The organism is Clostridium sp. X (genome assembly GCF_055755365.1).
This window is the reverse complement of record NZ_CM146912.1, coordinates 114,517-127,828: the sequence shown is the minus strand read 5'-3', so window position 1 is coordinate 127,828 and position 13,312 is coordinate 114,517. Positions and strand designations below refer to the sequence as shown.

The window sequence follows — 13,312 nt, the reverse complement described above, 5'->3', positions numbered from 1 at the left end:
AGGAGAGGAGAGAATAAAACAGTGAAAAAAGATAATAGAAATAAAAAAATAATTAAAATAATAGTTGGAATAGTTGCTACAGCAATGGTAGTAACTACCTTTTCATCAGTTTTTTCATTTGGTGGAATGAATGATAGCAAAAATCCACAGGTAGTAGAGAATAACACTAATAGTAATACTGGAAATAATACTACTGAAAAAGTAAACACAGATATTACAGATACATTGAAAAAAGATATGGAAAATGCAAAGGTTGAGGTAAAGGATAAGGAAGTTATAGGAGTAATTAATGTAAGTGAAGCTGCAAATAAAGCTCAAGCTGATAAATTAGCTGACGAATATACAAATACATTAAAACAAAAATATAAAGATAAAAATATTAAGGTGCAAGTAGTATACAATAAAGAAAAACTATCAGAAAGCAGTACTTATGTTGATGTAAATAAAGATCCAGCTAGTAAGCTTCCTAAGATGAATATACAAATCAGCTCAGGATTAAGTGGTCTAGATAGATATGTAGCAATATCTTTAGAAACAGATAAGCCAGAACAATATGAGGTAAAAGCTTTAGGACAAGATTTAAAATATGTCCCTTCAAAAAAGTTTTTTCATGGAGTTGTAGAATCAACTGATGAAGCGGCAATAACGAAAAGTATAAAAGTTACATTAAAAAAGTAATATCTATTAAAACTACTTAAGATATTAAAGTAAGGAGAGGATTAAATGAAAACTAAAGTTTTAGCAGCTCTAACATTAGCCGGAGCATTAGTTTTTGGAGCTACTATCAGTGTAGGTGCAAAAACAGATGCTTATGTAGTAAAGGATAATTCTAAAAATATTATTTATGAATTTAATAAGCAAGAGCTAATTAGTTCTTTCATGAACTATAAGATTAATGGGTCAGATCCAATGTATAATGAATATAACAAGATATTTTCAGCTTATGGATTATACGCTTTTCATGATGATACAAATAAATACATAGATTATATTGAAGTAAGAGATGCTTTTATGGAATCTAAAATAGATAATGTACCTTTTGTACTTGATACTTTTATAGAAACAAAGGGTGCAAAGATGACAAGCATTCCAAAAGTAATCAAAAAGGTAGCTGCATCAGGGACTGTAATTACTTATAAAGATAAGGATACAGGAAGTACAGCTGAAAATGAATATCTAGAGATTATTGGAATAGAATAAGGAAATTTTAACTAGGGTTAGGTCAAAACTTAATATAAGTTGCCTAAATCCTAGTTTTTATTTTATTAGAAACGGGTGGTGAGTTTATGAAAAAATTTAAAGATAGATTTTCAAGTAGAATAAATGCACGCAGATTGCTAAATATAGTTTTAGCAATGCTAATTTTATTTTGCAGTTTAAGCTTTTCGGAGATGAAAGTTAATGCTTTAGAAAATACAACATATCAGTCTCAAATTAATAATGATGAATTATTGTCAGAAGTGAGAGCAATTATAAAGATGTACTATTTAGATACAGCATCTGAAGAAGTTTTAAACTCAGGAAGTATTAATGATATGATAACTAAACTAAATGATCCATATTCTACCTACTTTACAAAAGAAGAGTATGATGAATTTGTGAATGGAATTGATAATAAGCTTGTAGGAGTAGGAATAAGAGTAGAAGCAGCTGAAGAAGGGCTTAAAATTATTAGTGTAATAAGCGGGTCTCCGGCAGAGGAAGTAGGAATTAAACCTAATGATATAGTCCTAAAGGCTGATAATACAAACTTAGTAGGACTCTCCTCAGAAGAAGCAGTAAGATATATAAAAGGTAAAGAAGGAACAAAGGTTAGTATTTTAATTAAAAGAGATAATAGTATTCTAGAATATATAATTACAAGAAGAACAATCTCCATGCCAACTGTAGAATGGGAAGTGATTAATGGTGTGGGTTATATCTCCATAAGTTCCTTTGGAGAAAATGCTGGAGCTGAGTTTTCGCAATCATTAAAAGCTCTCACCACAGAGGGAGTAAAGGCTTATATAGTAGACGTTAGAAATAATCCAGGGGGATATATACATTCAGCTTTAGATATAGGTGGATATTTTATTGGAAATAATCCTATGGTTTTAATGAAGGATAAACAAAAAAGTGTTAACACTTTCAATGGAGCTCAGCATAAAACAGTTATTGACGAGCCTGTGATTTTCTTAATGAACGAATATAGTGCTAGTGCTTCAGAGCTCCTATCAGCAGCATTAAGAGATTATAAAAAAGCTTTTTTTATAGGTGAAACAACCTATGGAAAAGGAGTTGCTCAAAACATGTTTGGATTAAGTGATGGAGGTTTAATAAAGCTCACTACAAATGAGTTCTTTTCACCTTATGGTAATACTATAAATCATGTAGGAGTTAGTCCGGATTTTCCTGTTGAAGATGCTATCATTGATCCTGCAATAGTAGCTAGTCTTTTACTCTCAAGTATAGGAAAAGAAAATGACATAGAAAATTATACCGATAAATCTGGATATGTAAAGATTAAAATAAAGGATAATACTTTTTATATAGATGTTGATGAAGCAATAAAAGATGAAAATTGGGAAGGGTATAATTATATATTAGAAAATGTAAAAAATGAAGACATATATATAGGAAGTCAAAATGGATGGACTAGCACTACCAAGGATGAAGTTGATGGTAAGCTTGGTCTGTTATATCCTAAGCATAAAAAGTTTATAGACATTACTAAAAATAAATATGATAAAAATATAACCATAACATTTAATAATTCTTTAGATACTACCACAGTTAATAAGAATAATTTACAGCTAATTAACTCAAAAACAGGGGAAAAGGTAGCTATAAACCTAAAAGTTGATGGTAAAAATAAAGTAGCGTTAACTTTTGAAACTGAACTAAAAGAAGGGGAAACCTATTTTATTATGATAAGTAAAGAAGTGAAAAGTGAAAATGGATTAGGATTAAATAAAGACGTTATAAGTAGAATTTTTATAAATTGAGTTCTTGGCTTCAGATGGAGTTTTTAATCCATTTCAAGATTAGAAAGAATAGACATCAAATAAAAAAATGGATAAATATAGAATAATATCTTTACTCCGAACGTTTGTTCTCGTATAATATATAATATAGCGAACAAACGTTTGGAGGAGAGCGTATGAATATAGAAAATTTAGTTGTAAAAGGAAAAACAGAAGATAAACTTGCTGTAAGTGAATTGATAGAAAAATTCACTCCACTGATACTGAAAATGGTAAGCGGTATTTATATCAAAGGATATGAAAAAGAAGACTTAATTCAAATAGGTTATTTAAGCATAATAAAATCAGTAAAAGAGTTTGATTTAGATAGAGGGGCTAGCTTTGTACCCTATGTTTATAATGCTATAAGAAAAAATTATTTCAATGCAATTAGAAATGTAGCTAAATCTAATTACGAGACAAGCTATGAAAAGCTTATAGAAGAAGGACGCTATTCTAACTCATCTAAGGTAGAGAAAAGTATTGAGGATGAGCTAATTAGAAGAGAAGAAGTATGTAATTTAAAAGCTGTCTTGGGTAAGCTTACGAAAGAAGAGAAGGAGCTTATAAGGTTTAGTTATGGAATAGGTTATGGAGGATTAAAAAAGTATAGTGAACTATATAAAATAAAATATGGAACAGCACAAAAAAGAAAAAATACAGTTATTATAAAGCTTAGAGAGTTTCATACGAAAATTAAAGAATAAGAAGTTATGGGTATTTTAATTTACATTAAGTTGAAAATATAATATAATTAAGAAAGTAAAAAATGTAAGATTATAAATGGGGAGGGTAATATATGAAAAAAACTAAAATACTTGTATCTATGGCAGTTGCTGCACTAGCAATACTTGGTACATATACCACTGCTTTTGCTGACGCTGGAGCTTATGCTATAAAGGATACTACGACTAACACAATTAGACAATATGATTTAAAAAGTTTGACTGAATCTTTCTTAAATAATAAAGTGGGACAAGGCAATGACTTACTATTTAACGAATTTAAAGAAGATCAAGGTAAAAATGGTGTACATGCTATCTATGATGATTCTAAAAAATACATAAGCTATGCAGAGGCTGTAAAAGCATTAGAAGAAGGAAAAGTAAGTGGAAAAGAATTCGAATTAAATGGATTTTTAAAAGTAGCTGAAGCAGGAGAAACTCCTAATTATGTTTATGAAAGAAAAGTTAGTGGAGATAAACTTGTTAATGGATTAAATATTACAAAAGAAGGTTTTGAATTAGATTTATCTAAAGAAGTTCTTGAAGCATACGAAGATGTAAAAGTAACAGTAGGAAAAGTAATTATATCTAATGGTACAATTACAGGCAAATTATTAGTTGATGCAGGAAAAGATGCTGCAGTTACAGTTAAAAATGTAAAGGCTGATGCAATAACTGGGTTATCAGGAAGCTTAAAATTAGAAGCTGTAGAAGCAAAAGAGCTAGTAATAGAAAAGTCTTTAAGTTTAAATGTAGATGCTGCTTCAAAAGTAACTAAACTTTCAATAACAGCTCCTAAAGGTACAGAAATTGTGCTAAGTGGTAACTTAGGGTCAGTGGAGATTAGTAGCGCTGTAAAACTAACAATTACTGCAGGATCAAAGGTAGATGTTAAGATTGTAAATGATGAGGCTAAGGACATAACAGTAGTAGCTGAAGCAGGAGCAACAGTAACAACAGATAAGCCTATTACAAACACTGGAGGATCAGGAACAGTAACTCAACCATCAAGTGGAGGATCAAGTGGCGGCGGTGGTGGTTCAACAACACCTTCTTTATCAAGTCTTGAGACTTTAATTAAGAATAATGTAAATAATTCTAGAGTGTTCTTTAATCTAATACTTAGTGGATATGTAAACTTAGAAACTTATAATCAGAGTACAAATACAATTACATTAAGTCTTCCAGCATTAGATAGTGAAAAAGACATTACAATTGGAGCGCTATATAATAAAATTCAAACATACATGGATAGTATCCCTGTTGAAGACGGAGACGAGCTAGCAGGTCTTTTAAATGCTGTTTTAGATTTTAAAGATGATGTAGACAATGAAGATACAATAAAGGCAGATATAGTTGCAAAATTAAATGCAAAGGGAGAAACTGTTAAAGCGCAATATCTTGAAGATAATGGTTATATTGCATTTATGCTTAATGAAATGAAAAACGGAAGTAGCTATGATAAACTAGAAGAGATATTAACACCAGAGGATAGAGTATATACAGATATATCTTTACCAGTTATTGATGGATATACTTTAAGTGAAGTAAAAATTAACGATACTGAAGTTTACTCAACTTCAGCTAATGATATAAGCATGGATGAAGTTAAGAATCTTTTAGGAATAACAGTAACTAAAGATACTAAGTTATCAACTTTAAAAAATAAAACTATAACATTAAAATTCACAAATGGATCTAAAACAGAAACTTATAATTTAGCATTTAAATAGTTTTTATGAGTTAACCACCTTAGGTGGTTAACTCTTTTAAAAACTTTAGACAAGGAGAAGAAGTATGAAAAAAAGATTAATAAATTCATTTATACTTGCAGCAATTTTTGTAACAGCAACTTCTTTTAAAGCATATGCAGCAGTAGAAACTTACCTTTTAAAAGATAGTAGTAATGTATATCAATATAACGTAGAAGAACTAAAAGACTCTTTTATGAATAACAAAATTGGTGTAGAAGATGGCTTATATAGAGAATTTAATAATGTTTTAAGTAATGGAGAATTTTATCTAATTTATGACAGTGAGAAAAAATATATTAGCTACAATGAAGTTAAGAATGTTTTTTTAGAAAAGAAGGCTAATGAGGAGAATTTTAACTTAGAAGATGAAATTAAAAAATCTAAAGAAGCTGAAGTTCCATCACAAGTGGAAAATGTGAAAATTGAAAGTGCAAAAGTTGTAAGAGAACTATTTATACTAAAAAATGATTTTGTTTTAGATGGAAGTAAGATTTTAAAAGACAAATATAAAAGTATACATATAAAAGCTAACAATGTTACGATTTCTAATTTAGACGTTAGTGGAGACTTAGTAATTGATCCAGGTAACTTAGGAAAAGTAAAAATTGATAACGTAAAATGTAATTTAGTAACTGTTTTATCAGGAGATAAAAAAGGTATAGCTTTTAATAAAGTAGAAAGTAAGGAAGTTAAAATAGATACAAAATTAGGAATAGAAATTCAATATGAAGATAAGACACCTCCTGTTATTGGGGGAGGAGTAGGGGGAAATCAATCAGGAGATTCTAACCAAGAGGATATTGAAAAACAAGCTGCATTAAAACAAGCAAAGACTGAAGTTGATAACTTAATTTCTAATACTAGTAAAAGTTCTCAGAAGCAAATACTTCAACAAATTAGTACAAGTATAGGTGAAGCTATGAAAGATAAAAATTATGACTTTACCTCCAATATGACAAATGCATTAAATGGATTTAAAAATTTAGAAATAGGTGATCAACTTAGCTTAAGTTTAAAAATGTATGAAAGTATAGATTTAGATAATTTAAACAAGCTTATGGACATGTATAATATTGATAAAGGTGCTATTGAAAACCAGTTAGACTAAACATAGATTAGCTAGAAAATGCTGTGCTTTGATGTTATAATATACAGAAATAAAATTAGTTAGTAATTCAGCGATAAAGCTACAGCAATAGACAATTGAAAGAACGGAGGAAAAAACTCAATGGAAGAAGAAATAACTTTAGACCTCAGGGAACTCATTGGAATCCTTAGAAAGAGGCTAAAGCTCATAATATCTATAACATTAATTGTAACACTGATTTCAGGAATTATAAGCTTTCTAATAATAAAACCAACCTATGAAGCAACCTTAAGCGTTTTCATAGGAAAAACCTCTGATATTAATGAAACTAGCATATCCTATGATAGTTCAGATATAGCAATGTATCAGAAATTAGTGAAAACCTATGCAAAAATTGCTACATCAAGTGATGTTGCAGAAAAAGCAGCAGTGGAATTAAATCTAGGTTTTACAGCAAAGCAAATACAAGAAATGATCAAGGTAACACCACAACAAGACACTCAGATAATGGACATAAAGGTACAAAGTAAAAATCCAGAAGAGGCAAAACTAATTGCTGAAAAGGTGACAACTTTATTTATAGATAAAGCGAAAGTTATAATACCAAACGGAAATGTTCAAATATTAGACAAGGTTAAAGTTCCGCAAGAACCAGTAAAACCGAATAAAAAGCTTAATGTAGCAATTGCATTTTTTCTAGGACTTATGCTATCTGTTGGAATAGTATTTGTGCTAGAGTACATGGATAATACAATAAAATCACAGGAAGATATAGAAAAATATCTAGAAATTCCTGTACTAGGTATGATACCAGAACATGCAGCAGAATAGGAGGAGCGGACATTGTTAATTGTTGAAAAAGAACCTAAATCTATTGCATCAGAGGCATATAGAACCTTAAGAACTAATATTCAGTATTCATCCTTTGACGCTGATATGAAAACTGTACTTGTAACTAGCTCGGGTCCTTCAGAAGGTAAATCTACTACAGCTGGAAATTTAGCTATATCAATGGCACAAGCAGATAAAAAAGTCTTAGTAATAGACTGCGATTTAAGAAAACCAACTATACATAAAAAATTTAATGTATCTAATGAAAAAGGATTGTCAAATTATTTAGTTGGAGAAATTACCCTAGAAGAAGCTTTTATAAAATATTCAGATAACATACTTTTGCTTACTTCAGGTACAATACCACCAAATCCAGCAGAAATGCTTTCATCTAAGAAGATGAAAAACTTTTTGCAAGAGATGAAGGAAAAGTTTGATATTATTATAATAGATAGTCCACCTGTTCTTGCAGTTACAGATGCTCAAGTTTTATCTACTATAGTAGAGGGAGTGATAATTGTAGCAGCTGCAGGGGAAACGGAAAAAGAAGCAATAGTAAAAGCTAAAGAGCTTCTTTCAAAAGTAAAAGCTAATATACTTGGAGTAGTATTAACAAAAGTACCTGTTAATACAGGAAAAGGCTATGGATATAGCTATTACTATTATTATGGAAATGAAGATAAAAATGAGAAAAAAGGGAGTAAGAAGAAATGATAGATATTCATTGTCACATACTTCCAGGTATTGATGATGGATCAAAGGACATAGAAACTTCTTTGAAAATGCTTAAAATAGCTGAGGAGGATGGTATAAGTAAACTTATTGCCACTCCTCATTTTTATAGAGGTTTTTATGAAAACCATTACCAGGATGTAGAAGAAAAAGTAAAAAAATTAAATAGAGTTGCAAAAGAAAATAATATAAATGTTGAAATTTTTCCGGGACAAGAAGTTTTCTTAGATAAACATACTTTAGACTATTATAAAAATGGAGTAATTAAGGGTCTTAATAATTCAAAGTATATGCTAATAGAGCTACCCCCAGATATTCTCCCAGGTTATGTTTTAGATACTATATATGAACTAAAACTTCTAGGGGCAAAACCTATTATTGCTCATCCAGAAAGATATAATTATATAATGGAAGATATAACTATTTTAAATAGCTTTATAAAAGAAAAATGTTTCTTTCAATTAAACTCGGGAAGTATTACTGGAGTTTTTGGAAAGGGTATACAAAAAACTGCAATTAGGCTTATTAAAAATGGAATATGTGATTTTATAGCTTCAGATGCCCACACTGAAGGAAGAAGAAAACCACAAATAAAACAAGCTTTAATGGAAATACAAGGTTTAAATAAACAAAAGTTTGATAATATTTTAGTAAATACTAGTGAAATGTCGAAAGGTAATGAAATAGCATATAATAATATGCAAATTAAAGAAAATAAGAGTTTTTTTAATAAGATAGCTAGTAAACTGAATCTAACTTAATAATATAGGTGTAAAATAGGCTATAAGCCTATTTTTTTCAAGAATTAACTGTAAAAACCTTGTTATAATTGTTAATAGAAAGTTTAATTTTATAAAGCATTTGATCTTTAGGACGAAAAATATAGTAGCCGAGGATTAAAAGTTTAGTTGACATTTTAAATTATATGGGGAAAATTTCAATAAAATGGAATAAAAATGGGGGTGGGGGAATGCAGGAGTTAGAAGTTAATCAACATATTAAAGTAGTGAGTGAATCAGAAAAAAGGCAAGCATACCATGTTATAAAAAGAACAATGGATGTACTGGGGACATTATTTGGATTTATAGTATTATCACCAATTTTATTAATTACTGCAATGCTCATAAAACTAGAGTCAAGGGGCCCAGTTGTATTTTCACAAGAACGAGTAGGACTAAATGGAGAAATATTTAAAATGTATAAGTTTCGTTCTATGGTAACTAATGCAGAAGAAATTTTAGACAAGCTAAAAGATAAAAATGAAATGTCCGGTCCAATGTTTAAAATCAAGGATGACCCTAGAATAACTAAAGTAGGTAAATTCATAAGAAAGACAAGCATAGACGAACTTCCACAGCTTTTTAATGTACTGAAGGGTGAAATGACTTTGGTAGGACCTAGACCAAGCCTTCCAAGAGAAGTGGTACATTTTACGGAATATCAAAAGCTTAGACTCCTGGCTAAACCAGGACTCACTTGTTACTGGCAAGTCAGTGGAAGAAATAATATAGATTTTGAAGAGTGGATGGAACTAGATGTTAAGTATGTTAGAGAAAGAAGTACGTGGATAGATATAAAACTCATTTTTAAAACAGTAGGGGTACTGTTTGGGGATGAGAATGCGGCTTAGGGGATAGATTAGAGACTGAGAGTTTCAATTTGTGATAAAAAAATTAGAACTAATGGGGGAAAATTAATGAAAGGAATAATATTAGCTGGAGGATCGGGAACTAGGCTTTATCCAATAACAAAATCAGTATCCAAACAGATATTACCTATATATGATAAGCCAATGATTTATTATCCTTTATCAGTGTTAATACTTGCAGGTATAACAGAGATACTTATAATTTCAACACCTAGAGATATAAACTTTTTTAAAGAATTACTGGGAGATGGAAGTGAACTTGGATTAAAGTTCGAATATGCCATTCAAGATGAGCCAAGGGGCTTAGCGGAGGCCTTTATAATTGGGGAAGATTTTATAGGAAAAGACAAGGTAGCACTAGTTTTAGGCGATAATATATTCTTTGGATACGGATTCACAGAAAGATTAGAAAAAGCAGTAATAAGGAATGAATCTACAATATTTGGATATCATGTAAGTAATCCAAGAGATTTTGGGGTTGTTGAATTTGATGAAAATAATAATGTAATTTCTATAGAAGAAAAACCACAAAATCCTAAGTCGAATTATGCAGTGCCTGGACTTTACTTTTACGATAATGATGTGATTGAAATAGCTAAAAGCATAAGTCCTTCAGCACGAGGTGAGTTAGAAATAACCTCTGTAAACAATGAGTATTTAAAAAGAAAAAAACTAAAAGTAGAACTTTTAGGTAGAGGAATGGCATGGTTAGATACTGGTACACATAGAGGCTTACTAAATGCATCTAATTTTGTTGAGGCAGTGCAAACCAGACAAGGATTATATGTAGCATGTATAGAAGAGATAGCTTATAGAAAAGGATATATAAGTAGAGAACAATTACTAGAATTAGCTGAACCACTTTCTAAAGTTGAATATGGTAAGTACCTTATTAATATAGCTGATGAATCTAGTGAAGTGGCAAAGGAAGTTGCGGCTACCATGTAATAAGCATAAATAATTTATAGCTTGGAGGATAAGACATGAAAACTTATTTAGTCACTGGCGGAGCAGGATTTATAGGATCAAATTTTGTTCTATATATGTTAAACAAGTATAATGATATAAAGATTATTAATCTTGACAAGTTAACATATGCGGGAAACTTAGAGAATCTTAAGAATGTAGAAAATAACTCTAATCATATATTTGTTCAAGGAGATATATGCGATAAAGAATTAGTTGAAGGACTGTTTGAAAAGTACGATATAGAATATGTAGTAAATTTTGCAGCTGAGTCTCATGTTGATAGAAGTATAAGAGAACCTGAAATATTTGTAAGAACTAATGTATTAGGAACTGTTACCCTATTGAATGCTACTAAAAAAGCATGGGAGACAGGAGAAGGCTTCAAACAAGGGAAGAAATACTTACAAGTGTCCACTGATGAAGTATATGGTTCACTTGGAGAAACTGGTTACTTTATGGAAAGTACACCTTTAGATCCACATAGTCCATATTCTTCAAGTAAAGCAGGAGCAGATTTAATGGTTAAGGCATACTTTGACACATATAAAATGCCAATTAACATAACAAGATGTTCTAATAACTATGGACCATATCAGTTTCCAGAAAAATTAATACCATTATTAATAAACAATTGCTTAAATCACAAAGATTTGCCTGTTTATGGTGATGGATTAAATATAAGAGATTGGTTATATGTAGAGGACCATTGTAAGGCTATAGATATAACCCTTGAACGGGGACGCATCGGTGAGGTTTATAATGTAGGTGGTCATAATGAAAGAACTAATATTCAGATTGTAAAAACTGTAATAAGCTATATAAATGAACATGTTGACAAAGAAGTAACTGAGAATCTAATTAAGTATGTAGAAGATAGAAAAGGACATGATAGAAGATATGGAATAGATCCAAGTAAGATAAAAGAAGAATTAGGATGGTATCCTGAAACTACATTTGAAGTTGGAATAAAGAAAACTATAAAATGGTATTTAGATAATAAAGATTGGATGAATAACGTAACAACGGGAGATTACCAAAATTATTACAGTAAAATGTATGATACTAAATAGGAGGACAAGATATGGGACAGTTTAAATTTATTAAGACTCCTATAGAGGATTTATATATTATCGAGCCAAAGGTTTTTGGAGATCATAGAGGCTATTTCATGGAAACATATAATTATGAAGACTTTAAAGAAGCTGGATTAGATATGATATTTGTGCAGGATAATCAGTCTAAATCAAAAAAAGGTGTACTTAGAGGTATGCACTTTCAAACCAAATGTCCTCAAGGAAAATTAGTTAGGGTAATAAAAGGAGAAGTTTTTGATGTTGCAGTAGATTTAAGAAAAGAATCAAAAACATATGGACAATGGTATGGTGTACTTTTAAGTGAAGAAAATAAAAAACAGTTTTATGTTCCAGAAGGATTTGCACATGGTTTTTTAGTTACATCTGATGAGGCTGAGTTTGTGTATAAATGTACTAATTTATATCATCCTGAATTTGAAGGTGGAATTGCTTGGAATGACCCAGATATAAATATACAATGGCCTTTGGAAGGAATAAATAAAGTACTATTATCAGATAAGGATAAAAATGCTCCAACCTTAAAAGAAAGTAAAATAGAATTTTAATTTCCAGGAGAGAAATGATATGAAAATACTAATCACAGGCTGCAGAGGTCAACTAGGTAGTCAAATTGTTAATATATTAAAAGAAGGTGCTTCAGAGCTAGGTCCTATATCTGAAGAATATAGAACAGCTGAGATTATAGGAGTTGACATAGAAGATCTAGATATATCAAATTTAAAAGCAGTAAATGAATTTATAAATAAAGTGAAACCTGATGTAGTTATTAATCCAGCGGCTTACACTAACGTAGATGGTTGCGAAAGCAATCAGGATTTAGCCTTTAAAGTAAATTCCTTAGGACCAAGAAATCTAGCAATTGCTTGCGAGCAGGTTAGTGCAAAGCTTATACATATATCAACGGATTATGTATTCGAGGGTAATGGAACTCTACCTTATCAAGAATATGATATAACTAATCCAGTAAGTGTGTATGGAAAGACAAAGTTATTTGGAGAAAACTATGTTAGAGAATTCTGCTCGAGATATTTTATACTTAGAACTGCATGGCTTTATGGATATAATGGAAATAATTTTGTCAAGACCATTATAAAAGCTGCAAAGGAAAAGGGACATTTGGACGTAGTAAATGATCAAAGAGGTAATCCAACTAATGCTGAGGATTTGGCTCACCATATACTAAAGGTAGCTTTAACTGAGGAGTATGGAGTATATCATTGTACGGGTGCTGGTGAATGCTCTTGGTATGATTTTGCTAAGGCTATTGTTGAATATGCAGGAATTGAGTGTACAGTTAGTCCGATTACTTCCGATAAGATAAATAGAGTAGCTAAAAGGCCAAGCTTTTCATCTTTGGATAATATGATGCTCCGATGTAGTGTGGGAGATGAGATGAGGGAATGGGGAGAGGCGTTAGGGGTTTTTGTTCAAAAGAATAAGTAGGTAGTATAGATTATTGAGAAATTTTAA

The 13,312-nt window shown here is 30.5% G+C and carries 14 protein-coding genes; all 14 read left to right on the top strand.

Going from position 1 to position 13,312, the window contains the following annotated elements; all coding sequences use genetic code 11:
* Positions 1–21: 21 nt before the first annotated feature.
* The 14 genes from ACX0KU_RS00665 to rfbD all read left to right on the top strand — a co-directional run bounded on the left by ACX0KU_RS00665 (position 22) and on the right by rfbD (position 13,285).
* On the top strand, positions 22–678 hold the full coding sequence (locus ACX0KU_RS00665; RefSeq protein WP_472991027.1) for a hypothetical protein: 657 nt from the start codon (positions 22–24) through the stop codon (positions 676–678).
* A 45-nt stretch (positions 679–723) separates the two neighbouring features.
* Entirely contained in the window at positions 724–1,200 is a 477-nt protein-coding gene (locus tag ACX0KU_RS00660; protein ID WP_472991026.1) for a hypothetical protein, read from the top strand.
* A gap of 86 nt (positions 1,201–1,286) precedes the next feature.
* Entirely contained in the window at positions 1,287–2,984 is a 1,698-nt protein-coding gene (locus tag ACX0KU_RS00655; RefSeq protein ID WP_472991025.1) for a S41 family peptidase, read from the top strand.
* 155 nt (positions 2,985–3,139) lie between these two features.
* Positions 3,140–3,709, top strand: coding sequence for a sigma-70 family RNA polymerase sigma factor (locus tag ACX0KU_RS00650; RefSeq protein ID WP_472991024.1), 570 nt, complete (start codon positions 3,140–3,142; stop codon positions 3,707–3,709).
* A 92-nt stretch (positions 3,710–3,801) separates the two neighbouring features.
* Positions 3,802–5,460: a hypothetical protein gene (locus ACX0KU_RS00645; RefSeq protein WP_472991023.1), complete on the top strand. Its 1,659-nt coding sequence runs from the start codon at positions 3,802–3,804 to the stop codon at positions 5,458–5,460.
* Positions 5,461–5,524: 64 nt separating this feature from the next.
* Positions 5,525–6,589 carry a hypothetical protein gene (locus ACX0KU_RS00640; protein ID WP_472991022.1) on the top strand — a complete coding sequence of 355 codons (1,065 nt, stop codon included), beginning with the start codon at positions 5,525–5,527 and terminating at the stop codon, positions 6,587–6,589.
* Positions 6,590–6,709: 120 nt separating this feature from the next.
* On the top strand, positions 6,710–7,399 hold the full coding sequence (locus ACX0KU_RS00635; protein ID WP_472991021.1) for a YveK family protein: 690 nt from the start codon (positions 6,710–6,712) through the stop codon (positions 7,397–7,399).
* Positions 7,400–7,411: 12 nt separating this feature from the next.
* The gene (locus ACX0KU_RS00630; RefSeq protein WP_472991020.1) at positions 7,412–8,113 is read left to right on the top strand and encodes a CpsD/CapB family tyrosine-protein kinase; all 702 of its coding nucleotides are present in this window, start codon (positions 7,412–7,414) and stop codon (positions 8,111–8,113) included.
* Positions 8,110–8,892, top strand: coding sequence for a tyrosine-protein phosphatase (locus ACX0KU_RS00625; protein WP_472991019.1), 783 nt, complete (start codon positions 8,110–8,112; stop codon positions 8,890–8,892). Before ACX0KU_RS00630 ends, ACX0KU_RS00625 begins: the two co-directional genes overlap by 4 nt.
* Before the next feature lie 209 nt (positions 8,893–9,101).
* Entirely contained in the window at positions 9,102–9,761 is a 660-nt protein-coding gene (locus tag ACX0KU_RS00620) for a sugar transferase (RefSeq protein WP_472991018.1), read from the top strand.
* Between the two features lie 66 nt (positions 9,762–9,827).
* Positions 9,828–10,727, top strand: a complete 900-nt coding sequence (gene rfbA, locus ACX0KU_RS00615; protein ID WP_472991017.1) for a glucose-1-phosphate thymidylyltransferase RfbA — start codon at positions 9,828–9,830, stop codon at positions 10,725–10,727.
* Positions 10,728–10,762: 35 nt separating this feature from the next.
* A complete protein-coding gene (gene rfbB / locus ACX0KU_RS00610; RefSeq protein ID WP_472991016.1) occupies positions 10,763–11,818 on the top strand; it encodes a dTDP-glucose 4,6-dehydratase in 1,056 nt (351 codons plus the stop codon).
* A gap of 11 nt (positions 11,819–11,829) precedes the next feature.
* Positions 11,830–12,387 carry a dTDP-4-dehydrorhamnose 3,5-epimerase gene (gene rfbC, locus ACX0KU_RS00605; RefSeq protein WP_472991015.1) on the top strand — a complete coding sequence of 186 codons (558 nt, stop codon included), beginning with the start codon at positions 11,830–11,832 and terminating at the stop codon, positions 12,385–12,387.
* 19 nt (positions 12,388–12,406) lie between these two features.
* Positions 12,407–13,285 carry a dTDP-4-dehydrorhamnose reductase gene (gene rfbD, locus ACX0KU_RS00600; RefSeq protein ID WP_472991014.1) on the top strand — a complete coding sequence of 293 codons (879 nt, stop codon included), beginning with the start codon at positions 12,407–12,409 and terminating at the stop codon, positions 13,283–13,285.
* Positions 13,286–13,312 lie beyond the last annotated feature (27 nt).

Coding starts and splice junctions, on each gene's coding strand:
- rfbC (WP_472991015.1), top strand. CDS start 11,830: ATGGGACAGTTTAAATTTATTAAGACTCCTATAGAGGATTTATATATT.
- ACX0KU_RS00635 (WP_472991021.1), top strand. CDS start 6,710: ATGGAAGAAGAAATAACTTTAGACCTCAGGGAACTCATTGGAATCCTT.
- ACX0KU_RS00640 (WP_472991022.1), top strand. CDS start 5,525: ATGAAAAAAAGATTAATAAATTCATTTATACTTGCAGCAATTTTTGTA.
- rfbD (WP_472991014.1), top strand. CDS start 12,407: ATGAAAATACTAATCACAGGCTGCAGAGGTCAACTAGGTAGTCAAATT.
- ACX0KU_RS00645 (WP_472991023.1), top strand. CDS start 3,802: ATGAAAAAAACTAAAATACTTGTATCTATGGCAGTTGCTGCACTAGCA.
- rfbA (WP_472991017.1), top strand. CDS start 9,828: ATGAAAGGAATAATATTAGCTGGAGGATCGGGAACTAGGCTTTATCCA.
- ACX0KU_RS00650 (WP_472991024.1), top strand. CDS start 3,140: ATGAATATAGAAAATTTAGTTGTAAAAGGAAAAACAGAAGATAAACTT.
- rfbB (WP_472991016.1), top strand. CDS start 10,763: ATGAAAACTTATTTAGTCACTGGCGGAGCAGGATTTATAGGATCAAAT.
- ACX0KU_RS00620 (WP_472991018.1), top strand. CDS start 9,102: ATGCAGGAGTTAGAAGTTAATCAACATATTAAAGTAGTGAGTGAATCA.
- ACX0KU_RS00625 (WP_472991019.1), top strand. CDS start 8,110: ATGATAGATATTCATTGTCACATACTTCCAGGTATTGATGATGGATCA.
- ACX0KU_RS00655 (WP_472991025.1), top strand. CDS start 1,287: ATGAAAAAATTTAAAGATAGATTTTCAAGTAGAATAAATGCACGCAGA.
- ACX0KU_RS00660 (WP_472991026.1), top strand. CDS start 724: ATGAAAACTAAAGTTTTAGCAGCTCTAACATTAGCCGGAGCATTAGTT.